The organism is Paraburkholderia rhizosphaerae (genome assembly GCF_004366595.1).
GTDB lineage: Bacteria > Pseudomonadota > Gammaproteobacteria > Burkholderiales > Burkholderiaceae > Paraburkholderia > Paraburkholderia rhizosphaerae.
In genome coordinates this window covers 120,207-143,550 of the sequence record NZ_SORE01000010.1, presented here as the reverse complement: position 1 = coordinate 143,550, position 23,344 = coordinate 120,207, and the positions used below count along the sequence as shown (strand labels likewise).

The 23,344-nt window shown below is 63.4% G+C and carries 22 protein-coding genes; 17 read left to right on the top strand and 5 right to left on the bottom strand.

The features are described from left to right. Positions 1 to 8 precede the first annotated feature (8 nt). The 8 genes from BX592_RS15115 to BX592_RS15080 all read left to right on the top strand — a co-directional run bounded on the left by BX592_RS15115 (position 9) and on the right by BX592_RS15080 (position 7,937). Positions 9 to 806 (top strand): FAD binding domain-containing protein, encoded by a 798-nt coding sequence (locus BX592_RS15115; protein ID WP_134192636.1) that lies wholly within the window; start codon positions 9 to 11, stop codon positions 804 to 806. A gap of 112 nt (positions 807 to 918) precedes the next feature. Further along, a complete protein-coding gene (locus BX592_RS15110; protein ID WP_134192635.1) occupies positions 919 to 1,806 on the top strand; it encodes an AAA family ATPase in 888 nt (295 codons plus the stop codon). Positions 1,807 to 1,943: 137 nt separating this feature from the next. Then, positions 1,944 to 3,110: a vWA domain-containing protein gene (locus BX592_RS15105; protein WP_243849555.1), complete on the top strand. Its 1,167-nt coding sequence runs from the start codon at positions 1,944 to 1,946 to the stop codon at positions 3,108 to 3,110. 66 nt (positions 3,111 to 3,176) lie between these two features. Next, the gene (locus BX592_RS15100) at positions 3,177 to 3,767 is read left to right on the top strand and encodes an SRPBCC family protein (protein ID WP_134192634.1); all 591 of its coding nucleotides are present in this window, start codon (positions 3,177 to 3,179) and stop codon (positions 3,765 to 3,767) included. Then, complete coding sequence (locus BX592_RS15095) at positions 3,740 to 4,789, top strand: XdhC family protein (RefSeq protein WP_134192633.1); 1,050 nt, start codon at positions 3,740 to 3,742, stop codon at positions 4,787 to 4,789. The genes BX592_RS15100 and BX592_RS15095 overlap by 28 nt, the downstream gene beginning before the upstream one ends. A gap of 210 nt (positions 4,790 to 4,999) precedes the next feature. Next, positions 5,000 to 5,377 (top strand): type II toxin-antitoxin system RelE/ParE family toxin, encoded by a 378-nt coding sequence (locus BX592_RS15090; RefSeq protein WP_134192715.1) that lies wholly within the window; start codon positions 5,000 to 5,002, stop codon positions 5,375 to 5,377. Then, positions 5,358 to 5,678, top strand: coding sequence for a helix-turn-helix domain-containing protein (locus tag BX592_RS15085; protein WP_134192632.1), 321 nt, complete (start codon positions 5,358 to 5,360; stop codon positions 5,676 to 5,678). Before BX592_RS15090 ends, BX592_RS15085 begins: the two co-directional genes overlap by 20 nt. A gap of 156 nt (positions 5,679 to 5,834) precedes the next feature. Next, positions 5,835 to 7,937 (top strand): DUF3857 domain-containing transglutaminase family protein, encoded by a 2,103-nt coding sequence (locus BX592_RS15080; RefSeq protein ID WP_134192631.1) that lies wholly within the window; start codon positions 5,835 to 5,837, stop codon positions 7,935 to 7,937. Positions 7,938 to 7,973: 36 nt separating this feature from the next. Here the strand turns inward: BX592_RS15080 and BX592_RS15075 are convergent, their stop codons facing one another. Both BX592_RS15075 and BX592_RS15070 read right to left on the bottom strand, forming a co-directional pair. Continuing rightward, the gene (locus BX592_RS15075; protein ID WP_134192630.1) at positions 7,974 to 8,996 is read right to left on the bottom strand and encodes a serine/threonine protein kinase; all 1,023 of its coding nucleotides are present in this window, start codon (positions 8,994 to 8,996) and stop codon (positions 7,974 to 7,976) included. Between the two features lie 127 nt (positions 8,997 to 9,123). Further along, positions 9,124 to 9,336 carry a hypothetical protein gene (locus BX592_RS15070; RefSeq protein WP_134192714.1) on the bottom strand — a complete coding sequence of 71 codons (213 nt, stop codon included), beginning with the start codon at positions 9,334 to 9,336 and terminating at the stop codon, positions 9,124 to 9,126. A gap of 391 nt (positions 9,337 to 9,727) precedes the next feature. On the opposite strand from BX592_RS15070, the gene BX592_RS15065 reads away from it, so the two are divergent. The 4 genes from BX592_RS15065 to BX592_RS15050 all read left to right on the top strand — a co-directional run bounded on the left by BX592_RS15065 (position 9,728) and on the right by BX592_RS15050 (position 16,402). Further along, on the top strand, positions 9,728 to 12,910 hold the full coding sequence (locus tag BX592_RS15065) for an efflux RND transporter permease subunit (RefSeq protein ID WP_134192629.1): 3,183 nt from the start codon (positions 9,728 to 9,730) through the stop codon (positions 12,908 to 12,910). Between the two features lie 37 nt (positions 12,911 to 12,947). Further along, positions 12,948 to 14,216 (top strand): efflux RND transporter periplasmic adaptor subunit, encoded by a 1,269-nt coding sequence (locus BX592_RS15060; protein WP_134192628.1) that lies wholly within the window; start codon positions 12,948 to 12,950, stop codon positions 14,214 to 14,216. A gap of 146 nt (positions 14,217 to 14,362) precedes the next feature. Further along, entirely contained in the window at positions 14,363 to 15,820 is a 1,458-nt protein-coding gene (locus BX592_RS15055; protein WP_243849549.1) for an efflux transporter outer membrane subunit, read from the top strand. A gap of 399 nt (positions 15,821 to 16,219) precedes the next feature. Next, complete coding sequence (locus BX592_RS15050; protein WP_134192626.1) at positions 16,220 to 16,402, top strand: hypothetical protein; 183 nt, start codon at positions 16,220 to 16,222, stop codon at positions 16,400 to 16,402. Between the two features lie 77 nt (positions 16,403 to 16,479). Here BX592_RS15050 and mgrA read toward each other — a convergent pair whose 3' ends face one another. After that, positions 16,480 to 17,523 carry an L-glyceraldehyde 3-phosphate reductase gene (mgrA, locus tag BX592_RS15045; protein WP_134192625.1) on the bottom strand — a complete coding sequence of 348 codons (1,044 nt, stop codon included), beginning with the start codon at positions 17,521 to 17,523 and terminating at the stop codon, positions 16,480 to 16,482. Between the two features lie 269 nt (positions 17,524 to 17,792). Between mgrA and BX592_RS15040 the strand changes: the two genes are divergently transcribed. Further along, positions 17,793 to 17,996, top strand: a complete 204-nt coding sequence (locus BX592_RS15040) for a DUF3185 family protein (RefSeq protein ID WP_134192624.1) — start codon at positions 17,793 to 17,795, stop codon at positions 17,994 to 17,996. Between the two features lie 143 nt (positions 17,997 to 18,139). Here BX592_RS15040 and BX592_RS15035 read toward each other — a convergent pair whose 3' ends face one another. Further along, complete coding sequence (locus tag BX592_RS15035; protein ID WP_134192623.1) at positions 18,140 to 18,901, bottom strand: phytanoyl-CoA dioxygenase family protein; 762 nt, start codon at positions 18,899 to 18,901, stop codon at positions 18,140 to 18,142. Between BX592_RS15035 and BX592_RS15030 the strand changes: the two genes are divergently transcribed. Both BX592_RS15030 and BX592_RS34415 read left to right on the top strand, forming a co-directional pair. After that, positions 18,900 to 19,199, top strand: coding sequence for a hypothetical protein (locus tag BX592_RS15030; protein WP_134192622.1), 300 nt, complete (start codon positions 18,900 to 18,902; stop codon positions 19,197 to 19,199). The genes BX592_RS15035 and BX592_RS15030 overlap by 2 nt on opposite strands. A 137-nt stretch (positions 19,200 to 19,336) precedes the next feature. Next, positions 19,337 to 19,711 carry a hypothetical protein gene (locus BX592_RS34415; RefSeq protein ID WP_134192621.1) on the top strand — a complete coding sequence of 125 codons (375 nt, stop codon included), beginning with the start codon at positions 19,337 to 19,339 and terminating at the stop codon, positions 19,709 to 19,711. A gap of 222 nt (positions 19,712 to 19,933) precedes the next feature. Here BX592_RS34415 and metK read toward each other — a convergent pair whose 3' ends face one another. Continuing rightward, positions 19,934 to 21,121: a methionine adenosyltransferase gene (metK, locus tag BX592_RS15020; protein WP_134192620.1), complete on the bottom strand. Its 1,188-nt coding sequence runs from the start codon at positions 21,119 to 21,121 to the stop codon at positions 19,934 to 19,936. A 233-nt stretch (positions 21,122 to 21,354) separates the two neighbouring features. Here metK and BX592_RS15015 point away from each other — a divergent pair, with 233 nt between their 5' ends. Both BX592_RS15015 and dapF read left to right on the top strand, forming a co-directional pair. Next, positions 21,355 to 22,293, top strand: coding sequence for a lipid A biosynthesis lauroyl acyltransferase (locus BX592_RS15015; protein WP_279589191.1), 939 nt, complete (start codon positions 21,355 to 21,357; stop codon positions 22,291 to 22,293). Between the two features lie 162 nt (positions 22,294 to 22,455). Continuing rightward, the gene (gene dapF / locus BX592_RS15010; RefSeq protein ID WP_134192618.1) at positions 22,456 to 23,325 is read left to right on the top strand and encodes a diaminopimelate epimerase; all 870 of its coding nucleotides are present in this window, start codon (positions 22,456 to 22,458) and stop codon (positions 23,323 to 23,325) included. Positions 23,326 to 23,344 lie beyond the last annotated feature (19 nt).

Here is a 23,344-nt window from a genome sequence, read left to right as displayed (position 1 = left end):
GAGCCCACATGTACACGTTCGACTATCAACGCGCGGCCGATCCGAAAACCGCGGTGTCGGCACTCGCCGCGGACAGCGAAGCGAAATTCCTGGCCGGCGGCCAGAGCCTGCTGCCGACGATGCGCTTGCGCCTCGCACAGCCTTCGAAGCTGATCGACGTCACGCGCATTCCGGCGTTAAAGGAAATCCGCGCGGACGGCAACACGCTATCGATCGGCGCCGCGGTCTGTCATGCGGACGTCGCAAGCCATGCCGACGTGCGCCGCGCGCTGCCTGCGCTCGCCGACCTTGCCGCGCATATCGGCGATCGCCAGGTGCGCGCGCTTGGCACGATCGGCGGCTCGCTCGCAAATGACGATCCGGCCGCGTGCTATCCCGCCGCGGTGCTCGGCCTCGGCGCCACCGTCGTCACCGATCGACGCCGGATTGCCGCCGAAGACTTTTTCGTCGGCATGTATGAGACGGCGCTCGCGCCCGACGAGCTGATCGTCTCGGTCGAGTTTCCGCTTGCGGAACGCGCGGCCTATGAAAAGTTCAGGAACCCGGCGTCGCACTTCGCGCTCGTCGGCGTGTTCGTCGCGAAGCAGGCGAGCGGCGTGCGGGTCGCGGTGACCGGCGCGGCGCCGTCGGTGTTTCGTGTGACTGAACTCGAGCAGGCACTATCGACCGACTTCTCACCGGCGGCGGCCCGCGCGGTGACAGTGTCGGCGGACGGCCTCAACACGGATCTGCACGCGAGCGCAGAATATCGTGCACATCTGATTCCGATCCTGGCCGCGCGGGCGGTGGAACGGGCGAAGGGTTAGACGCGGGCGAGGCGCGGGCTGCAAGCTCGCGCCCGACCGTCTGCCGATGCATGGCTCGGCGCGTCCGGGCCGTTCCGTTTCCGCACCGAGCGCACGCGAGCCCGAAAAAACCATGCAACCCGCTTCGATCGACGACACACTCGCGCAACTCACCGACCAGGACTACTTTGCGAGCCGGGAGCTCGCGACCGCACTGTTTCTCGCGCTGCGGATGGAGCGCCCGCTGTTCGTCGAAGGCGAGCCCGGCGTCGGCAAGACCGAACTCGCGAAAGCCGCGGCCGGCATGCTCGGCACGTCGCTACTGAGGTTGCAGTGTTACGAGGGCCTCGATACCGCGAGCGCGCTATACGAATGGGACTACCCGCGACAGATCATGGCGCTGCGTGTCGCCGAAGCCGCCGGCGAAAAGCCCGGCAATGACACGCTATACCGTAGCGAATTCCTGCTGAAGCGCCCTCTGCTGCAAGCGCTGATGCCTGACGAGCATCACCCCGGCGCGCGTCGCGTGCTGCTGATCGATGAAATCGACCGCGCGGACGAACCGTTCGAAGCGTTCCTGCTCGAGCTGCTGTCCGACTTTCAGGTGTCGATTCCGGAGTACGGCACCGTGCGCGCGCAGCAGCGGCCGCTCGTCGTGATGACGTCGAACCGCACGCGCGAAGTGCACGATGCGCTGAAGCGCCGCTGCCTGTACCAGTGGATTGGCTACCCGGAACGCGAGCGCGAACTCGCGATCGTCGCCGCGCGCGCACCGCAAACCAGTGACGCGCTGCAGCGGCACGCGGTGGGCTTCGTGCATCAGTTGCGCGGCATGGACCTGTTCAAGGCGCCGGGCATCGCCGAAACGATCGACTGGTGTCGCGCGCTGGCCGCGCTGAGCGTTGTCGAACTCGATCCGCAGTCAGTGCAGGATACGTTGGGGGTGCTGCTGAAGTATCAGGACGATCTTGCGCGAATGGACCCGCAACAGATCGCGCAATGCCTCGCCGCAGCGGAGTGACGCCGATGGACACGACGCCGGACAAGGATGCCGCCGCGACCACCGGGCGCGCCACGAGCGGCGGCATGCAAGACCCGGCGCGGTTCGTGAACGCCGCGGTCGGGACCACGAGCCTGTCCCGCATCGAAGCGTTCCCGATGCTCGCTCGCAACGTCGTGCACTTCGTGCGCCTCTTGCGCGCCGCAGGTCTGCCGATGTCCCCCGCGCAGGCGGTCGATGCGCTCGAAGCGCTGCACTGCATCGGCGTCGCCCGCCGCGACGACGTGCACGCTGCGCTCGCTGCACTGCTCGTGCGCGCACCTGACGAACGGGATCTGTTCGACGCCGCCTTCGACCTGTTCTGGCGCGACCCCGACTGGTCAGGCAAGATGCGCGCGCTACTGCTGCCGAAAGTGGGCACTACGATGCCGCCGCCCAAACGCAACAACCGCCTCGCCGACGCGCTCGCCGCACGTCCACCCGCACAGCATCGCGAGCGCCACGCACCGCCGATGGAACAGCACGAGCTGCACGCACACGTGACGTTCAGCGCCGAAGAACGGCTGCGTCACCGCGACTTCGATACGCTGACGGCCGACGAATGGCGCACGCTGCGCCATATCATTCGCAGTCACCGGCTGCCGCTCGCGATGGAACGCACACGCCGGCTGAAAGCCGCATCGCGCGGCACGCACGCCGACCTGCGCGCGAGCGCGCGCCACGCGGTGCGAGCAGGCGGCGACTGGACGGTATGGAAATATCGCGCCGCGGTGGAGCGCAAACCGCCGCTCGTGTTGCTGCTCGACATTTCCGGCTCGATGAGCAGCTACTCACGCGCCGTGCTGTACTTCTGCCACGCGTTGCTGCAATCGCGCGAACGGCTGCAAGTGTTTTTATTCGGCACCCGTCTGACGAATGCGACGCGCGCATTGCGTGAGCGCGACCCGGATGTGGCGATCGCAGCGCTTGCGGACCAGGTGGTCGACTGGTCCGGCGGCACGCGGATCGGCGCGGCGCTCGCCGAATTCAACCGGCGCTGGGCACGCCGCGTGCTGACCGGCAGGGCAACGGTGCTGCTCGTCACCGACGGCCTCGATCACGAAGCGATCGACCTTCTAGCCGCTGAAATGGCCCGTCTGCGGCGCTTCGCACACCGCATCGTCTGGCTCAATCCGCTGCTACGCTATAGCGAGTTCGCGCCGAAAGCGCGCGGCGTACAGGCGATCCTGCCGCATGTGGACGCGCACCGGCCGGTTCATAATCTCGACAGTCTGAGCGCATTTGGACGCGATCTGGCGCAGCTCGCGCGCATGTCGGCGACATGACGGCGACACGACAGCGCCGGCTCCTCGCCGCGCATCACCTACAACGATCCCCGCAGGAGGCACGCAATGGAACTGACAGAAAGTTATAAGCTGCCCATCTCGCAACAGCGTGCATGGGAAGCGTTGAACGACACCGAAATATTGCGCTTGTCGATTCCTGGTTGCGACAGCATCGATGCGGACGGCGAAAACGCGTACACGGTGTCGCTGACAGCTTCGGTCGGTCCCGTGAAGGCGCGCTTCAAAGGGCGTATGCTGCTGACCGACATCGCCGCGCCCCATACGTATACGATTGTGTTTGAAGGCCAGGGGGGCGCAGCGGGCTTCGGCAAAGGCAACACGCATGTAAAGCTCGAGCCGGATGGCGACGACGCGACCATGCTTACCTACACGGCGAGCGCGCAAGTGGGCGGTAAGCTCGCGCAGATCGGCTCGCGGCTCGTCGACGGCGCGGCACGCAAGCTCGCCGGCGAATTTTTCAAGCGCTTCAGCGCGCAGGTGATGGGGGGCGGCGAAGGCGCCGCGGCCGCTGAAAGCGATGCCTCGTCGACATCCGACAAGCAGGCAGACGAACAGACCGGCGCAACGGAAGCCTCATCCGAAGGCGCCGAACCGAAGAGGAAGAAATCATGGACAGCGTGGATCTCGAAGTCCTGAAATCCAGTGCGCGCTGGCTCGACGAAGGTCACCGTGCGTTGCTGGTCACGGTCGTCAAGACGTGGGGCTCATCGCCGCGGCCGGAAGGCGCGATGCTCGCCGTGCGCGACGATGGGCTGGTGGTAGGCTCGGTATCAGGCGGCTGCATCGAAGACGATCTGATCGATCGGGTTCGCCGTCACGGCATCGAGCAGACGCATCCTGAAGCCGTGAAGTACGGCATCTCCGCCGAAGAAGCGCACCGTTTCGGTTTGCCGTGCGGCGGCACGATCCAGCTGGTGCTCGAGCCGCTCAGCAAGCAAAGCGGCATCGCCGAGCTGTGCCACGCGGTCGAGGACGGGCGGCTTGTCGCGCGCACGCTCGACATGACGACCGGCGCGGTTCACTACGGCGCCGCGCAAGCCACCGACGGTGTCGACTTCAACGACCTGCGCCTGCTGACCATTCATGGGCCGCGTTACCGGATGCTGGTAATCGGCGCCGGGCAACTTTCGCGCTACCTGTGCAATATCGCGGTCGGGCTCGACTATCAGGTCACGGTTTGCGACCCGCGCGAAGAATACACGGACGAGTGGAACGTGGCGGGTACGAAAATCGTGCGCACGATGCCCGACGACACCGTGCTCGAGATGAAGCTCGACGAACGCTGCGCCGTGATCGCGCTGACGCACGATCCGAAGCTCGACGACCTCGCGCTGATGGAAGCACTGAAGACGCCGGCGTTTTACGTCGGTGCGCTCGGCTCGCGGCGCAACAATGCGGCGCGCCGCGAACGGCTGAAGGAATTCGATCTGACGGATACCGAACTCGCGCGCTTGCATGGTCCGGTCGGTATCTATATCGGCAGCCGCACGCCACCTGAAATCGCGGTGTCGATTCTCGCCGAAGTCACGGCGGCGAAGAATGGCGTATCACTGCCAACGCTGCTGCAAGTCGAAGGCGCGAAGGCCGCACGTGAAATCGCCGCAAACGGCGGTGAGGTGTGCGGCATGCCTGCCGAATTCAGCACACGCGACGCGTAACGCGCGATTCGATCCGGCCGCGCGAGATGCCGCGGCCGGTCATCTTCTTTTCCGTTTTCCCTTCCGCTTCCGCTCAACGTTAGCCATTCGGCTGACTGCCTCTTTGATCGCAACGTCCCTAGCATGAGCCTCTCTGCAACGGGACCGTTGCGCGTGAGTATTCCGGTCAATCATTCCATTGACGGAATATTCTTCAGGGGCTATATTTTTATGAACTGGGACGTCGAATACACCGACACGTTCGGTGACTGGTGGGCTGATTTGAGTGAATCGGAACAGGAGTCAGTCGCGGCATCCGTACGGCTGCTCGAGGCGCACGGTCCGTACTTGCGGCATCCGCATTCGAGTCAGGTCAAGGGCTCGAGTTACGGAAATATGCGTGAGTTGCGCGTCCAGCATGACGGCAGGCCGTTGCGCGTGCTGTATGCGTTCGACCCCACCCGCACCGCCATTTTGCTGATGGGCGGCGACAAGACCGGCGACGCTCGCTGGTACGAGCGGAATGTCCCCGGCGCCGACGCGCTGTATCGCGAGCATCTCGCGCAATCGAACTTGGAGGAAGTCGAACATGGCCAGGAAATTTGCTGAACTGCGGGCGAGGATGTCGCCCGAGTCTCAAGCCCGCTCCAATGACAAGGCGAACCGTCTGATGGCCGAAATGGCATTGAACGAGCTGCGCCGGGCTCGAGGCATGTCGCAGGAAGAGCTGGCAGTCGTGCTGCACGTGAAGCAGCCGAGCATTGCGAAGGTCGAGCAGCGCACTGATATGTACATCTCGACGCTGCGCGACCACATTCGTGGTCTCGGCGGTGAGCTGGAACTCGTCGCGCGTTTTCCTGAAGGGGAAGTGAAGATCAGCAACTTCGGCGTGCTGAGCGCCAGGTCATAGCGAAGACTGCCGGTCGCAGGCAGTCGGCATGCATTAAGCATCGCATCAGTCTATGTGATGGCTACGTACGTTCCCCGCTTGACAACCGATTTGTGGGCCTTTTAAGTGTGAAGTCCGCTCAACCCGCAATCCGTCAGCGCGCTCGCGTACGATCCCATGCGTCCTCTCGTGCTCGTCTTTATCGCGGCCAGCCTCTGGACCGCCGGCGCCGGCGCCGCGGGTAGCTGGGCCACTGGCGCCAGCGGCGACGCTGACGGTCCCCGCGCCGATGCCGGCGCCCGTGGCGTAACCGAACGCATCGCGAACGAGCCGGTGTCGCGTTCCGCGGTCGGCCCGACCAATCCCGTCGAACCGTACACGAACGAGCAGGAGACCCAAACGTTCACCGTCAACGCCGACGGCTCGTATGTGAAGCTCGACGAACTGACGCTGCGCGTGAACACCGAGGCCGGCGTCGCGCGCGTCGCGCAACATTACATCTGGTTCAACCGCAACATGGCGAGCGTCGACGTGATCGACGCATACACAATCGGCGCCGACGGCGTGCGCCACGACGTGCAGCCCGGGCAGATTCACGACGTGCAGGAGGCGCGCTCGTTCGACGCACCGATGTTTCAGGACATCCTCGAAAAGGTCATCGTGTTTCCTGCGGTGGAACCCGGCGCCCGCATTCACCTGAAGTACCGGAAGACGCAGCAGGTGCCGATCGTGCCCGGCTCGTTCAGCGATTTCACGCCGCCCGATCTCGCGCCAACCCACAACTTCCGCCTGATCTACGATTTGCCCGCCGACATGCCGCTCTACGCGGACGCCCGCGGCTTCGTCAAAGAGCCGCCCCGCACCCGCGACGGACGCACACGCTATGAGTTCCGCTACGACAAGGCGCGCTTCGGACGACTCGAATACGGCTCGATTTCATACGTCAGCTATGGCGACCGGCTGATGGTGTCGACCTTCCGCGATTACGCGGCCTTTGCGGCCACGTATAAGTCGTCGGCGGTCGACCCGAGCGCATCGGACCCGGCCATCGTCGGTCTCGCGCGCACGCTGACCGACAAGGACAGCACGCCGCAAGCCAAAGCGAAAACGCTGTACGACTGGGTCCGCAAGAACATCCGCTACGTGGCCGTCAACGTCGGACGTGGCGCGGTCGTGCCGCATCGCGCGGTCGATATCCTCGCGCTGCGCTATGGCGACTGCAAGGACCATGTCGCGCTATACGGCGCGCTGCTCAGTGCGGTCGGCATACACAACGAGCCGGCGCTGATCAACAGCGGCACCGTTTATACGCTGCCGTCGGTGCCCGGTTTCGGCGTGGTGAATCACGTCATCACGTGGCTGCCGGACCTGCAGCTCTATGCGGACTCGACCGCGCCGAACGTCGAATTCGGCTATCTGCCGTCGACCGATATGGACCGGCCCACGGTCCTCGTCGATCAGGGCGTACTCGGCCGCACGCCAGCAACCGCGTCGATGGTGCGCAACACCGACCTGTCGATCACCATCGCGGCCGACGGCTCGGCGAATTTCGTCTACCGTCTGCAAGCGACCGGCTGGGCCGCCGAGCAAGGGCGCACGATGCTGCGCCTGCAAACACCCGCGCAGCGTGAAGAAGCGATTCAGGGCGAGTTGCGCGCGGCCAACCTGACCGGTAACGCGACGTTGTCGACTAACGCACTCAACGCCGCCAGCGGCCCTCTGATCATCACGATGAAAGGCTCGCTCGACGACTTCGTGATGCCCGGCGCGGCCGCATCGATTCCCGCGTTGACGAGCTTCGTCGGCGGCTTTCAGTCCGATGCCCGGTACTGGCTCGGCGAGCGGCAGCGCACGCAGCCCTTCGTCTGCCGTAACGTCGAGCTCCACGAGCGCGCGCGCATCGTACTGCCCGCCAATTTCCGCGTGCTCGACATGCCGGAGGCCGCGCACACCGAAGACCGCTTCGTCGATTTCCGCTCGACCTATCACTACGATCCCGACGCCAATGTCGTCACCATGACGCGCGACGGCAGTACGCGCTTTACTAGCGAAGTGTGCTCACCGGACGAGTTTGCGCAGATGCGCGCAGGCATCGAGACGATCGGCCGCGACGTGCGCGCGGAGGTCATCGTCAAATCGACGCTGCCGGGCGTCGCGCGCGCAGGTGCGGCAGGCGCCGCGAGCGCCTCGGGTGCTGCAAGTGCTTCGAGCGCCACCGGAAGTGGTGCGCGTGGCGCCGCGTCCCGGAGCGCGAAGAAGGTCATCGCCGAGGCGCCGTGAGTCGAACGCGCCGCGGAGCGGGTCGCGCGACACAGATCAAACCGGCCACAGGGGCCCTTCCTGCATCGCGCCGATCTGCTCGCGCAGTTCGAGAATGCGGTCTTCCCAGTAACGCTGCGTGTTGAACCACGGAAACGCAACCGGAAACGCCGGGTCGTTCCAACGCCGCGCGAGCCACGCCGAGTAGTGAATCAGCCGCAGCGTACGAAGCGCCTCAATCAGATGCAACTCGCGCGGCTCGAATTCGCAGAAATCCTCGTAGCCGGCCAACAGATCAGTCAACGCACGCGATGCGTCGCCGCGCTCACCCGGCAACAACAGCCATAAATCCTGCACGGCGGGCCCCATCCGGCTGTCATCGAAATCGACGAAATGCGGGCCTGCATCGGTCCACAGCACGTTGCTCGGATGGCAATCGCCGTGCATGCGCAGCGGCGCGATCTCTCCCGCACGCTCGAACGCCCGCTCGACGCCCTCGAGCGCGAGGTTCACCACGGTGAGCCACGCTTCGCGCAGGTCTTCCGGCACAAAGCGTTGCGTCAGCAAAAAGTCGCGCGACTCGTAGCCGAATGTCGCGATGTCGAGCGTGGGCCGCTCCGCGTAGCGTTGGGTTCGACCGACCGCGTGAATCCGGCCGATAAAGCGCCCGAGCCACTCGAGTGTGTCGCGTTGCTCGAGTTCAGGCGCGCGGCCGCCGCGCCGCTCGAACAGCGCAAAGCGAAAACCTTCGAATGAGTGCAGCGTGCGGCCTTCGTACACGCGCGCCGGCACGGCGGGAATTTCGCGCGCGGCAAGCTCCGCGACGAATGCATGTTCTTCGAGGATCGCGGCGTCTGACCAGCGTTGCGGCCGATAGAACTTCGCGACGAGCGGCGCGGCATCTTCGATGCCGACCTGATAGACGCGGTTCTCGTAGCTGTTGAGCGGCAGCATGCGGCCGTCGGTACGCGCGCCGGCGCTAGCCAGCACGCTGTCGATCGCGTCGAGCATGCATTCCGGCGTCAGCCGGGCGAACGGGACGGCGGCGCCGTCCGCGAGGTCTTGAGTGTCTTCGTTCATGCCCGCATTGTGCGCCGCGCCGCCGTCAAACACGAGCGTTCGTAGCGCCGATGCGGAACACGAACCTGAAAGCAGAGGTGAGGACGCGCGCGACGCGCAAAGGGCGACCGAAGCCGCCAAGTCGCGCTCAATGCAGCGGCGCGCCCGCCGGGCGCACCAGTTCTCCCGTGTCGATCAGATCTTCAAGGAAAAAAGGTTCCGTGTTCAGTTGCGGCGACGTGCCGGGCTCACCGGCATACCACGCCACCATCGCCATGTCGCCGAGAATGCGCATGACGATCCCGCGTGCGCCCGCAGGCACAGCGATATGCACGGATCGGACAATAGAACCGACTTGCATGATATTTCCCCGTTCTGCGTCTGCCGGCTTGGGAGCACTGCGCCGGTCAATGTGACAATAAAAAAACGCCGCCTCGGTCGAAAAGTTGTGCACGCACCCGATCTTCATCACGCGGCAAACGCATTGTTACCATTTTGCCCGCACTGTCAAAAGCCGAAGAAAGAGGCATATGTACCGCTGTTTCGATCGAATCGACTTACGAAACGCTAACTGTAACGTGCAGTAAACAGCCCATCATAAACCGTTCGCAGGGTAACTCTCAGAATTGGACATGTAGACTACGATACGCGTTATATTCCTGTCGCGCGCGGTGGTCTGCAGCCACAATTGCGCACACGCCCGCCGCCGTCGGCGGCGTCGTCCTTTTCGGCCCAAACGGACCGCACCGTACATGTGGATTGTTCGCCTCGCGCTGCGGCGCCCGTATACGTTTGTCGTTCTCGCGCTGCTGCTGCTTATCGTCGGGCCGCTGACCATCCTGCGTACGCCCACGGACATCTTCCCGAACATCGACATCCCGGTGCTGTCGGTGATCTGGACGTTCCAGGGGCTGCCCGCCGACGAGATGGAAAAGCGCATCGTGCTCAACTACGAGCGCGGCTTGTCGACGACGGTCAACGATATCGAGCACATCGAATCGACTTCGCTATATGGCGTGGCCGTCGTAAAGATCTTTTTCCAGCCGCACGCAAACATTCAGGAAGCGCTCGCGCAAGTCACCGCGCTCTCGCAATCGCAACTGCGTTCACTACCGCCGGGCATCACGCCGCCGAACATCCTGCGCTACAACGCGTCGACCGTGCCGATTCTGCGGCTCGCGTTGTCGTCTCCTTCGCTCACCGAGCAGGAACTGTACGACTTCGGTAATAACTTCCTGAAGACCGAACTTGCGACCGTGCCGGGCGCGTCGGTGCCGCTGCCGTACGGCGGCAAGCAGCGTCAGATCATGATCGACATCGATTCGCGCAAGCTGCAGGAACGCAATCTGTCGCCGATAGACGTGGTGAACTCGATCACCGCGCAGAACCTGATCGTGCCGACCGGTACCGCGAAAATCGGCTCGACGGAATATTCAGTGCAGCTGAACGCGAGCCCCGATTCACTGGCGGGCCTGAACAACATTCCGATCAAAACGACCGCGAACGGCACCATCTATATTCGCGACGTCGCGCATGTACGCGACGGTTTCCAGCCGCAAACCAATATCGTGCGCGTGAACGGCCAGCGCGCATCGCTGTTGACCATCAACAAAAGCGGCAATACGTCGACGCTGGAGATTGTCAACGACATCAAGAACATGATGCCGGATCTGCGCAACCTCGTGCCCGCGTCGCTGAAAATCGATCCGGTCGCCGATCAGTCGCTGTTCGTCCGCGCATCGGTGCAGGGCGTGTTGCGCGAAGCGCTGATTGCCGCGTGCCTGACCGGTTTGATGATCCTGCTGTTTCTCGGCAACTGGCGTGCGACGCTGATCATCGCGATCTCGATTCCGCTGTCGATGATCACGTCGATCATTGCACTATCGGCGCTCGGCGAGACGATCAACATCATGACGCTCGGCGGGCTCGCACTTGCGGTCGGGATATTGGTCGACGATGCGACAGTGGCGATCGAAAACATCAGCCACCAGCTCGAGCAGGGCAAGAATCTCGAACAGGCCATTCTGGACGGCGCACAGCAGATCGCGGTGCCGACACTGGTATCGACGCTGTCGATCTGCATCGTGTTCGTGCCGATGTTCCTGCTGTCGGGCGTCGCGCATTATCTGTTCATCCCGCTTGCCGAAGCGGTCGTGTTCGCGATGCTCGCGTCGTATTTCTTCTCGCGCACGCTGGTGCCGACGCTGGCGAAGTACTTGCTGCGCTCTCACCATCGGCCGGCCGACCTGCATCACACGCGCACACCGACGCGCAATCCGTTCATGCGTGTGCATCTCGCATTCGAGCGCGGCTTTGCGAACTTGCGTGAGCGCTACCGGCGGTTCCTGGTTGCACGCGTTGCAAAACCCGGCGTGTTTGTCGCCGGGTTTCTCATTTGCTGTTTGCTGTCGTTGCTGTTGATCCCGTTCCTTGGCCGCGACTTTTTCCCATCGGTCGACGCGGGCACGATCGCGCTGCATCTGCGCGCGAAAACCGGTATGCGCGTCGAGGAAACCGCGGTCGTCACCGATCGCGTCGATGCGCGAATTCGCCAGCTCATTCCGGCCAACGAGTTGCACTCGATCATCGACAATATCGGCTTGCCGGTGTCGGGCATCAACCTGTCGTACAGCAACACCGGCACGATCGGCACGTCGGACTCGGATGTGCTGATCACGCTGAACGAAGACCATCGTCCGACCGCCGACTACGTGCGCACATTGCGTCGCACGCTGACCGACGAGTTTCCAGGCGTCCAGTTCTCGTTCCTGCCGGCTGATATCGTCAGCCAGACGCTGAACTTCGGCAGCCCGTCGCCGATCGATATCCAGATTGTCGGGCGCGATGTGCAAGCCAATCGGGTGTTTGCGGCCAATTTGCTGAACAAGCTGCGCAACGTGCCCGGTCTCGCCGATGCGCGCATCCAGCAGCCGGCGGACCTGCCGCGCATCTTTATCGACGTCGACCGCACGCGCGCACAACAGGCCGGCTTCACGCAAAGCGACGTCGCGCGCAATCTGCTGATCACGCTGTCCGGCAGCCAGCAGACTACCCCGACGTTCTGGCTCAATCCGCGCAATGGCGTCAGCTACAACGTGATTACCGAAGCGCCGCAGTACACGATGGACTCGCTGCAGTCGCTCGCCAATATTCCGCTCAACGCGAACGGCCACACGAACATTCTTGGCGCGCTGTCGACGATGCGGCGCGAAGCCGGCAACGCGGTGCTCACGCACTACAACGCGCAGACCACGATCGATATTTACGGCACCGCCGACGGCCGCGACCTCGGCGCGGTGTCCGACGACATCAACAAAATTATCGAAGCGTCCAAAGCCGATCTACCTCATGCGTCGTCAATCCGCGTGCGCGGCCAGGTGCAGACGATGAACGACTCGTTTAGCGGCCTGTTCGCCGGGCTCGTCTTCGCGATCGTGCTCGTCTATCTGCTGATTGTCGTGAACTTCCAGTCGTGGCTCGATCCGTTCATCATCATTACCGCGCTGCCCGGCGCACTGGCGGGCATCGTCTGGATACTGTTCCTCACGCATACAACGCTGTCTATTCCAGCGCTGACCGGCGCGATCATGTGTATCGGCATCGCGACCGCCAACTCGATTCTGGTGGTCAGCTTCGCGCGCGAGCAACTGCTGCTGCATGGCGATGCGGTGCGGGCCGCCATCGAGGCCGGCTTCACGCGCTTTCGTCCGGTGCTGATGACCGCGCTGGCGATGGTGATCGGCATGGTGCCGATGGCGATCGGTCTGGGCGAAGGCGGCGAGCAGAATGCGCCGCTCGGTCGCGCGGTGATCGGCGGTCTCACGATCGGCACGCTCGCGACGCTGGTGTTCGTACCCGTCGTGTTTTCGATGATTTACCGGCGGCTTGCCGACCGGCGGCATCGCGCCGCCGGGCATGTCGTTCCTAAACCGTGATGCGCGCCAGCGCCTGACCGTTGATGATGGAGCATTGATGGAAGGAAAGCCTGTTGATGAATCCGCGGTCACCCGCGGCGCCACGCCCGCGGCGGCAACGAAACGCGGGCGCTGGATCGCCGTGCTCGCGGTCATCGTCGTGCTGGCGCTGGCGGTGCAAGGCATCTGGTCGCGCCACGATGCGCATGCGACGCTCGAGCGCGACGCCGAGCATGCGGCGAAGTTGACCGTCGAGGTCGTGCATCCGCAAAAATCGAATGCGACACTCGACCTCGTGCTGCCGGGCAACGTGCAGGCCTATCTCGACACGCCGATCTACGCACGCACGAATGGCTACCTGAAGAAGTGGTACGCCGACATCGGCACCCACGTGAAGGCAGGGCAACTGCTCGCCGAGATCGATACACCGGAAGTCGACGATCAATTGCGTGCCGCGCGCGCGGACGTCACCAATGCGCAGGCGAACTACGAGCTCGCGAAAACAACGGCGGACCGTTGGACCGACATGCTGAAGAACAAGTCGGTGTCGAAGCAGGAGACCGATGAGAAAGTCGGCGACATGCTGGCGAAGAAGGGCACGCTCGATGCGGCGCGCTTTAACGTCGCGCGGCTCGAAAAAACACAATCGTTCCAGAAGGTCTATGCGCCATTCGATGGCATTGTGACCGCGCGCAACGTCGATGTGGGCGCGCTGATCGATGCGGGCAGCGCGGGTGGCCCGGCGAAGGAACTGTTTCATGTCGCGCAGGCGGACCGGCTGCGCGTGTACGTGAATGTGCCGCAAGCGTATTCGCAGCAGATCCATCCGAACGAAGCCGCTTATCTGACACTCACCGAAACACCTGGCAAGCATTACCCGGGCACCGTCGCGCGCACGTCGGGCGCGGTGGATCCGACGCAGCGAACGATGCTGGTAGAAGTCGCGGTCGATAACCGTAACGGTGAACTGTTGCCCGGCGCGTATGCGCAGGTCCACTTCGCACTGAGTGCGCAGGCGACGCCGTTCACGCTGCCCGGCAACGCGCTGCTGTTCCGCCCGGACGGCGTGAAAGTCGCGATCGTCGACGAACAGCAGCGCGTGAGGCTCGTGAAGGTGTCGCTTGGCACCGACTACGGCACGCGGGTCGCGATCGCGTCCGGTCTCGCGGGCAACGAGCAGGTCATTCTGAATCCGCAGGACTCGATCGTCGACGGTGCGCCGGTGCGCATCGTGCAAACGAAGGCCGGTGGCGCGAAGCCAGCGAGCGGTGCGGCGGGTGGTGCCGCAAGTGGCGCTGCCAACGCACAAGCACCGGCGGCGGGGTAGTGCGCATGCGTCCTGTTCGTTCGTGCCCGCGCGCATTCGCTACGCTTGCCACTGCAGCCGTTCGTACCAGCGAAGGCGCGGGCTCGTTCATCGGTTCGGTCCTGCGTGCACGGCCGACGAGCGCCGCCGCGGCAATCGCGGCCGCCATGCTGTTGAATGCATGCGCAGTCGGGCCCGACTACGTGCGCCCGAGCGCGCCGACGCCCGCCACTTACAAGGAACTCGAGGGCACCGGCTGGAAGCCCGCCGAGCCTGCCGATACGCATTTACGCGGCGCATGGTGGGAGGTTTATCAGGACCCCGCACTGAATGCGCTCGAAGAGCAGGTCGCCAAGGCCAACCAGAACGTGAAGGCAGCGGAAGCCAGCTTCCGTTCGGCGCGCGCGGCCGTCGCGGGATTCCGCTCGCAATTCTTCCCCGTTGTCACGTACTCCGGCGACTATTCGCGTGCAAAATCGTCGTCGAACATCAAGTTCAAATCGAACGCGGGGCGCACGCTAAGCGACTATCTGGTCAGCGCCGACGCGACGTGGGAGCCCGACCTTTGGGGCCGCGTGTCGCGCAGTGTCGAAGGCGCGAAGGCCAATGCGCAGGCGAGCGCCGCCGACGTGCAGAGCATCCTGCTGTCGATGCAGGCCGAACTCGCGACCGACTATTTCGAACTGCGCGGGATCGACCGCGAACAGCAACTGCTCGACGATACGATCCAGGCGTACAAGGACGCGGTCGAACTCACGCAGAACCGGCTGAACGGCGGTATCGCGACCGACGCGGACGTCGCGCAGGCGCAAACGCAATTGCGCACCACGCAGGCACAGCGCATCGACCTTGGCGTGCAGCGGGCACAACTCGAGCACGCGATCGCCATTCTGTCGGGCCAGCCACCCGCGACGTTCTCGCTGCCGATCGCCCCGCTCGTTGCGGTGCCGGTGGTCGCGCCGGCGGGCGTGCCGTCGACGCTACTCGAGCGACGCCCGGATATCGCGTCGGCGGAACGGCAAATGGTCGACACCAACGCGCAGATCGGTGTCGCGACCGCAGCCTTTTTCCCGAACCTGCTGCTTTCGGTGACCGGCGGTCTCGAAGCCACCGACTACAGTCAGTGGCTGCTGGCACCGAGCCGCTTCTGGTCGCTTGGGCCGACGATCGCGGGCACGTTGCTCGACTTCGGCGCGCGTTCGGCGCAGAAAGCGCAGGCGCAAGCGAATTACGACCAGAGCGTCGCGCAGTATCGGCAAACGGTGCTGGACGCGTTCGGCCAGGTCGAAGACAACCTTGCCGCGTTGCGCGTACTCGAGCAGGAAGCGACGGCGCAGGATGAAGCGGTCGCGGCCGCACAACGCTCGCTCGCGATCCTCAACGACCGCTACAAGAACGGCGCGATCACCTATCTCGACGTGGTCGTCGCGCAAACCACGGCGCTGACGAACGAAGTGCAGGCGGTCACCATCGCGCGCCGCCGGATGGCCGCGAGCGTCGCGCTGATCAAGGCGCTCGGCGGCGGCTGGGATGTATCGCAGTTGCCGACCGACGAGCAGATTGTCCATCCGCCCGATGCGGACGATAAACCGGCCGCCAGCTCAGCGGAAGCACCGCGCGGGTAACGGCAGACCTGTGTAGCTGGCCTGCATCGCAAGATGCTGTCGGCGCGGCGTAAGCGAGTGCCGACCGATCGCGCCGCGCGCGTCGAACGCGCGTCGAACGCGCGTCGAACGCGCGTCGAACGCGCGTCGAACGCGCGTCGAACGCGCGTCAACGCGCATATCCGAAAGCTGGTTGCAAGCAGGCGTTACGCTTTTCGCGACCTTGCGAAGACCCCTCCGAAACCCCGCTCAGCCCCGCGCAGCCTGACTCTCCCGTCAACATCAACAGGTGTTTCCCGCACCTGCACGCGCTTTTGGCATCCGCATCCTCACCTATACTCAATTCGAGCGTTGCGGTCGCATGATAAGAACAGGAACGACCTCGCGACCGCTCGACAAGTAATAGAGAAGGAGACGAACATGACCTATTTCACGATCAGTGATTTCATCCTGGTCATCCCGATGGCGCTAGCCGGCGCGCTTTTTCTTGGCGCTTTGCCCTGCAACTCGGCGCTCAAGCACAACTCGCTACGCGTCTTGGGCGCGCTGCTAGGCGTCGTATTCGCGGTGGTGCTGGTCGAAGGTCTGCCTGCGCTGGTATAGCGGCGCAAGCGCTCTTCAGAAGGCAAAAAGCCGCCTTCCGGCGGCTCCGATGATCGGACGATCTGAGCGTGTCGCGCTCAGACTCGCTGATCGGTCGACGGTTTCTCCCACAGATTGACTCCACCCTCGATCGCGTGCCGATCGATTTCCGCCAGTTCATCTTTCGTGAACGACAGCTTGGCGAGCGCGCCGACGTTCTCGCGCACCTGCTCGGGTTTGCTCGCGCCGATCAGCACGGATGTCACGCGCGGATCGCGCAACGCCCAGGCAAGCGCCATTTGCGCGAGGCTCTGGCCGCGACGCTGCGCAATCTCGTTCAGCTTGCGCACATGCTCGGTGTTTTGCGCGCTCAGATGCTGCTGACTGAACGAGCTACCGCCCGCCTTGTTGATGCGCGCGTCCGCCGGCACACCGGTCAGATACTTGCCGGTCAGCAAACCTTGCGCGAGCGGCGTGAACGCGATCGTGCCGGCGCCGGCTGCTTCGAGCGTATCGAGCAGTTCGTGCTCGATCCAGCGGTTCAGCATGTTGTACGCCGGCTGATGGATCAGCAGCGGCACCTTGTACTCGCGCAACAGATTGACCATCTCGCGCGTCTTGGCCGCTGAATACGAAGAGATGCCGATATACAGCGCCTTGCCCTGCTGCACCGCGCTGGCGAGCGCGCCAGCGGTTTCTTCGAGCGGCGTATCCGCGTCGAAGCGATGCGAGTAGAAGATATCGACGTAGTCGAGGCCCATCCTCTGCAGGCTCTGATCGAGACTCGCGAGCACGTACTTGCGTGAGCCGCCGCCCTGGCCGTATGGGCCCGGCCACATATCCCAGCCGGCCTTCGACGAGATCAGCAGTTCATCGCGGTAAGGCTTGAAATCTTCCTTGAGCAGGCGGCCGAAGTTAATTTCAGCGCTGCCATACGGCGGCCCGTAGTTGTTCGCGAGGTCGAAGTGCGTGATGCCGAGGTCAAACGCGGTACGCAGAATTTCGCGTTGCGTCGAAAGCGGCGTAGTGTCGCCGAAGTTGTGCCACAGACCGAGCGACAACGCCGGCAGCTTGAGGCCGGACTTGCCGCAAACGCGGTACTGCATGTCGGAATAGCGTGCTGAAGCTGCTTCGTAAGCCATGGCTCGAATCCTTGATACTCGGTGGAAACCGCGGGGGGAACTGCGGGAAGTGAGCGCGGCATTGCTTTTGCGGCGCGCTACACGCGCATTGCACCTATTCGTACGAAAGTTCGTACGACGAATGCGCCAGGTTCGTTATGGTAGCGAATCGGCGTGAGCGCTGCACACGAGTCCGGCGGCAGCCCACACTGCGGGATCGCGGGGAATGGACGCGTTCGCGTCGCTCCCCTACACTGCGGCGGCAAATTAACAACCGGGAGGACTTTGCAATGACCAGAGCGATATCAGTCGCGTTGCTCGTCGGCGGCGTCGTGCTGCTGTATTTTGGCGGACAGTCGTTTCACTCGTTTAGCAACGACGTATCGCGGGTGTTCACCGGCGCGCCAACCAATAAGACGATCTTTCTGCTGGCGGGCGGTGTGGTTGCGACCATTGCCGGGCTGGTCGGCCTCACGATGTCGGGCCGGCGCTAGCGGAATGGTTGGTCGTTTGCGGTGGTTTGCCGTCGTTTGTCGCGGTTTTGAGGTTGCCGGTTGTCCGTCGCGTCGCACGTGCGCTCGATCGGCCGCCGGCGCGGCTGGCATGCGATGGCAAACAGCGCACGCGCCGTCGCAGCTCAGAATGCTACTTCGGGTTTCGACGCCGAGCGCGAGCCGGGCAATGGCACATTGCTCGCACCGTGGTACGTGAACACGAGCGAAAATTTCACGTCATTGGTCAGATTCTTACCCGCCGAATGCAGCGTGTTGCAGTGGAAGAACACGACATCTCCGGCATTCAATTCCGGCGACACCGCAGTCTGGATCAATGCCTGGTTTTCGGGCAGATCGGAGCGGAAAAATTTCGCGTCGTCGAAACGTTCGGATGTGAGCGCGGCGGTATGAGAACCCGGCACAAACCACAGCGCGCCGTTATCGACAGTCTCCTGACCCAGTGCGAACCACACCGACACCAGATCGTCGCGCTCGAACGACCAGTAACGCACGTCGCGATGCCAGCCGGTGAGGCTGCCGTACGCGGGGTGCTTGGTCATCATGCAGTTGTGATGCGCGCGCGAAAGACGCGGCTCTTCGCCGAAGTACAACTCCATCCAGCTGCGAATATCCGGCGACGTCGCCCATTCGCGAAAGTGCGCATCGCGCGCATACGCATCGAGTAAGCGGCGCACCGTGTGACCGCCGGGTGCGTACTTTGAATCGGGCGCACCTGGGTAGCGCAAATCCGCCTCGAATTCGATCGGCGCGGACGCTTCCTGCAACTGCCGTTGCGCGATCTGCTTCAGTTCGCCGCAGCGCTCGGGCGACAAAACGCCGGGCACGATAACGAAGCCCTGTTCGCGCAGGACTTCCACCTGTTCTTTCTTCGATTGGACGGACATGAATATTTCCGATTGCGTTCGACTGCCGAAGTTCGATTGTAAAACGCACCTGATCATGCCGGCAGTATCGGATCAGCGCATGCCGCACGATGCGGATGCAATCATGCACAACTTCGGTCCTGACAATCGCAAAGGGCGCGATCCATGCGCGAGGCGAAACATACGAAAGCACGGCGAAATATGGGTCAACGACTTTGATCGCAAGGGTAAAAACCCGACTTCCGGGCGTCATCGATCGCGTGTAGCCTGCATGGATGTCGATTGCAATCATCGCTTATCAGTTGCGCGCGCGGCTTGACATCGCCGTCTGCGTGGTCTTCCGTCATTCGTCAGGCTATTGCGACCGGGGCACACGAGCCCGCCATTGCATCAGAACGCTGGCACGATTGCTGCACTAACCGTGCGCGCATCACACCGCCTGAAAAAACACACGCCATGCACACATTCCTGAGCACTCGACTCACTCGCGCAGCATTGACTGCCTCACGTCCGGCACGTGGCCGTGTCGTGCGCGCACTGCGCCACCACACGGCGCGCACGCGCGCGCTCACCGAACAATGGCGCGACGCGCGTCCCGTCGACGGCGTCCGCGCGTGGTTTCGTACTTTTTTCTCATCATTGAAAATGCAACGCGCATCGCGCCGCTTTTCGTTGCGTACGCTATTGCTGCGTCGTCCGATGCCATTGCGCGTCGCAGGTACGGCAGGCGCGTTGAACCCCGTGCGCGCTCTGAACGTCGCACGCGGCATGAGCCGTAAGCCGCGGCGCACGTCGACGACCAGTACCGGCTGGTTTGCATTCGCACGCTAGCTCCACACGTTCACAGTCGTTCACTTCATTTCGAATCGATTCGATTCGGTTCGTCCGGCGCGCGGTTCGCACCGTTGCGCCGTAAACGAAAACACCCTGCAAACGCGGCGCGCCTGCAGGGTGCAAAAAAAGCGTGAACGTTGGGTGAACCCTTGAACAGCGATTGCTCGCTTCGCGTCACGCCGCAGCGCTATGCGAAACGCTGAAGCCGCCGGTTCTTCGTCAGGCGATCGCGACAACCGGCTCCGTACCAGCGGCTTCGGCCAGCGCGAGTGCCTTGTCGGTCGCTTCCCACGTAAATTCCGGCTCTTCGCGGCCGAAGTGACCATAAGCGGCCGTCTTCTCGTAGATCGGGCGCAACAGGTCGAGCATCTGCACGATGCCCTTCGGACGCAGATCGAAGTGCTCGAGCACGAGACGCTGGATCGTCGCGTCCGACACACGGCCCGTACCGAACGTATTGACCATCACCGAAGTCGGCTGCGCAACGCCGATCGCGTAGGAAACCTGAATCAGCGCACGCGACGCGAGGCCCGCGGCAACGATGTTCTTCGCGACATAACGACCCGCATACGCGGCCGAGCGGTCGACCTTCGACGGATCCTTGCCCGAGAACGCGCCGCCGCCGTGCGGTGCCGCGCCGCCGTACGTATCGACGATGATCTTGCGGCCCGTCAGACCGCAATCGCCCTGCGGACCACCGATCACGAAGCGGCCGGTCGGGTTCACGAGGAACTTGATATCGCCTTTGATCAGATCGGCCGGCAGCGTCGGCTTGATGATTTCTTCAATCACCGCTTCGCGCAGCGTCGACAGTTCGATTTCCGGCGCGTGCTGCGTGGACAGCACAACGGTGTCGATCGAATGCGGCTTGCCGTCGACGTAGCGGATCGTGACCTGTGACTTCGCATCCGGACGCAGCCAGGGCAAACGGCCATCGCGGCGCAGATTCGCCTGACGTTCGACGAGACGGTGCGACAGGTGGATCGGCAGCGGCATCAGTTCGGGCGTTTCGTCGCACGCATAGCCGAACATCAGGCCCTGGTCGCCCGCGCCCTGATCGAGGTTGTTGTCGTGCGCGCGATCGACACCTTGCGCGATATCCGGCGACTGCTTGTCGTATGCGACGAGCACCGCGCAGCCTTTGTAGTCGATACCGTAGTCGGTGTTGTCGTAGCCGATGCGCTTGATGGTTTCGCGCGCAACCTGGATGTAGTCGACGTTGGCGGTCGTCGTGATTTCACCTGCCAGCACGACGAGGCCGGTGTTGCACAGCGTTTCCGCCGCTACGCGCGAGTATTTGTCCTGCGCGAAGATCGCGTCGAGAATTGCGTCCGAGATCTGGTCCGCGACCTTGTCCGGATGGCCTTCGGAAACGGATTCGGAGGTGAAGAAATAGTCGTTTGCCACGTTGCAGACTCCTTGTTATGTGGTTACGGTTTGAGTTTCACGTAGCCAACTTCCAGAGCCTGAAGCGGCGACGCTTTAGCGGATTTCCTTACCGGTCGCGCTGTGAAACAAAACGCTCCGGCTTCGCCCCGCAAGTTGTCTATTAACTCGGCGAAGCCCTTATTATAGCGACTTCTTCCAATCGTCACAGAGTAACCACGCGTGCTGCATTCCTATCCGCTGTTGGCCCCGTCATTCGCCCGGTCGCGCCGCGCGCGCCCCGTTGCAGGTTCGCGTCGAGGAAATGCATGCTGAGCCGCCTCGGGCCGAAACTGGCCATCGGGCTGCTGAAGTTCTTCGCGCTTTTGCCATACGGGCTCGTCGCGCGGCTCGGCGACGGCCTCGGCTGGCTGCTTTACCAGATCCCAAGCCGGCGCCGCCGCATCGTCCATGTCAACCTGAAGCTGTGTTTTCCGGACTGGAGCGACGAGGTTCGCGAAGACGTCGCGCAAAAGCACTTCCGGCACGCGATTCGCAGCTATCTCGAGCGCAGCGTCCAGTGGTTCGGCTCCGCGAAAAAACTCGAAAAACTGGTGCAGCTCGATAGCGAAATCGACCTGACCGACCCGAATCTCCCGCCCACGCTCTTTCTCGGCTTCCATTTTGTCGGCATCGAGGCGGGCTCGATCTTCCTCAACTATTCGCTGCGGCGGCCGTGCGGGTCGCTGTATCAGCCGATGTCGAATCCGGAGCTCGAAGCGGTCGCAAAAGCGGCGCGCGGCCGTTTCGACGCGGAAATGGCAAGCCGCGCGGACAGCGCGCGCATCGTGCTGCGGTGGCTGCGCGAGCGCAAGCCGGTGATGCTCGGCGCCGACATGGACTACGGCATGCGCAATTCGACGTTCGTGCCGTTTTTCGGCGTGCCGACCTGTACGCTTACCGCTGTGGGACGTCTGGCGAAGGTCGGGCGAGCGCAGGTGGTGCCGTTTATCGGTGAAGTGTTGCCGAATTACAAAGGCTACCGGCTCAGAGTCTTCAAGCCGTGGGACAACTACCCGACCGGCGACGATGAAGTCGACGCGCGCCGTATGAATGCGTTTCTCGAAGAGCAGATTCCGCACATTCCCGAGCAGTATTACTGGGTGCACAAGCGCTTCAAGACGCGCCCGCCCGGCGAACCCGGCTTTTACTGAGCAGGAGGTTCGGGTGTCGTCCGGCGGCGGCGATCGCGACAGGCGACGACGCTGCCAGAACGCATACTGAACCGCAAACGCAGCTGCCCGCCCGGCGGCGCGCCGTGGTCACTGCGCTGCACGGCATACGGCGGCGCTTTCGCAGTCACTTACAATAGCGGCATGAAACTCAAATTCACCAAGATGCATGGCGCGGGCAACGACTTCGTCGTGCTCGACGGCTATACGCATCCCCTTACGCTGAACCCTGCGCAGGTACGCGCGCTCGCGAACCGGCATTTCGGCGTCGGCGCGGACCAACTGCTGCTGGTCGAAAAACCGACCGTCGACGGTGTCGATTTCCGCTATCGCATCTTCAATTGCGATGGCGGTGAGGTCGAGCACTGCGGCAACGGCGCACGCTGCTTCGTCAAATTCGTACGCGATACCGGCCTTACCGACCAGCGCAGCGTGCGCGTGCAGGTGCAAAAGGGCGTCATCACGTTGACGATGCAGGAAAACGGCGAAGTGGTCGTCGACATGGGCGCGCCGGTGTTCGAGCCGGCCCGCGTGCCGTTCGATACGAACGGCCCTGACGGCGAACTCGAAGGCCGCCGCGACGGCGCCGATACGCTGTGGCCGATCGACGTCAACGGCGCGACGCGCTGGGTGTCGGTGGTATCGATGGGCAATCCGCATGCGGTGCAGGTGGTCGACGATGTCGAATCATTTCCGGTCGCAGCGGACGGCCCGGTCGTCGAAACGCATCCGCGCTTTCCGGAGCGCGTGAACGCGGGCTTCATGCAAGTCGTATCGCGCAACGAAATCAAACTGCGCGTCTACGAGCGCGGCGCCGGCGAGACGCTCGCGTGCGGCACCGGCGCATGCGCGGCGGTGGCCGCGGGCATCCGGCGCGGCTTGCTCGATTCAACGGTCCGCGTGCACACTCACGGCGGCATGCTGACCATCACGTGGCGAGGCGGCAACGAGCCGCTGCTGATGTCCGGCCCGGCCACGACTGTGTTTGAAGGCGAGATCGAGCTCGCCGACTGATTACCTTGACCGCCGCGCG

What these genes read in the sequence shown, in the direction of transcription:
- BX592_RS15100 (WP_134192634.1), top strand. Translation starts at nt 3,177, where the DNA reads ATGGAACTGACAGAAAGTTATAAGCTGCCCATCTCGCAACAGCGTGCA.
- BX592_RS34415 (WP_134192621.1), top strand. Translation starts at nt 19,337, where the DNA reads ATGCACACATTCCTGAGCACTCGACTCACTCGCGCAGCATTGACTGCC.
- BX592_RS15090 (WP_134192715.1), top strand. Translation starts at nt 5,000, where the DNA reads ATGAACTGGGACGTCGAATACACCGACACGTTCGGTGACTGGTGGGCT.
- BX592_RS15060 (WP_134192628.1), top strand. Translation starts at nt 12,948, where the DNA reads ATGGAAGGAAAGCCTGTTGATGAATCCGCGGTCACCCGCGGCGCCACG.
- BX592_RS15080 (WP_134192631.1), top strand. Translation starts at nt 5,835, where the DNA reads ATGCGTCCTCTCGTGCTCGTCTTTATCGCGGCCAGCCTCTGGACCGCC.
- BX592_RS15070 (WP_134192714.1), bottom strand. Translation starts at nt 9,336, where the DNA reads ATGCAAGTCGGTTCTATTGTCCGATCCGTGCATATCGCTGTGCCTGCG.
- BX592_RS15085 (WP_134192632.1), top strand. Translation starts at nt 5,358, where the DNA reads ATGGCCAGGAAATTTGCTGAACTGCGGGCGAGGATGTCGCCCGAGTCT.
- BX592_RS15115 (WP_134192636.1), top strand. Translation starts at nt 9, where the DNA reads ATGTACACGTTCGACTATCAACGCGCGGCCGATCCGAAAACCGCGGTG.
- mgrA (WP_134192625.1), bottom strand. Translation starts at nt 17,523, where the DNA reads ATGGCTTACGAAGCAGCTTCAGCACGCTATTCCGACATGCAGTACCGC.
- BX592_RS15030 (WP_134192622.1), top strand. Translation starts at nt 18,900, where the DNA reads ATGAATATTTCCGATTGCGTTCGACTGCCGAAGTTCGATTGTAAAACG.
- BX592_RS15110 (WP_134192635.1), top strand. Translation starts at nt 919, where the DNA reads ATGCAACCCGCTTCGATCGACGACACACTCGCGCAACTCACCGACCAG.
- dapF (WP_134192618.1), top strand. Translation starts at nt 22,456, where the DNA reads ATGAAACTCAAATTCACCAAGATGCATGGCGCGGGCAACGACTTCGTC.
- BX592_RS15095 (WP_134192633.1), top strand. Translation starts at nt 3,740, where the DNA reads ATGGACAGCGTGGATCTCGAAGTCCTGAAATCCAGTGCGCGCTGGCTC.
- BX592_RS15050 (WP_134192626.1), top strand. Translation starts at nt 16,220, where the DNA reads ATGACCTATTTCACGATCAGTGATTTCATCCTGGTCATCCCGATGGCG.
- BX592_RS15040 (WP_134192624.1), top strand. Translation starts at nt 17,793, where the DNA reads ATGACCAGAGCGATATCAGTCGCGTTGCTCGTCGGCGGCGTCGTGCTG.
- BX592_RS15065 (WP_134192629.1), top strand. Translation starts at nt 9,728, where the DNA reads ATGTGGATTGTTCGCCTCGCGCTGCGGCGCCCGTATACGTTTGTCGTT.
- BX592_RS15075 (WP_134192630.1), bottom strand. Translation starts at nt 8,996, where the DNA reads ATGAACGAAGACACTCAAGACCTCGCGGACGGCGCCGCCGTCCCGTTC.
- BX592_RS15055 (WP_243849549.1), top strand. Translation starts at nt 14,363, where the DNA reads ATGCTGTTGAATGCATGCGCAGTCGGGCCCGACTACGTGCGCCCGAGC.
- BX592_RS15035 (WP_134192623.1), bottom strand. Translation starts at nt 18,901, where the DNA reads ATGTCCGTCCAATCGAAGAAAGAACAGGTGGAAGTCCTGCGCGAACAG.
- BX592_RS15105 (WP_243849555.1), top strand. Translation starts at nt 1,944, where the DNA reads ATGCTCGCTCGCAACGTCGTGCACTTCGTGCGCCTCTTGCGCGCCGCA.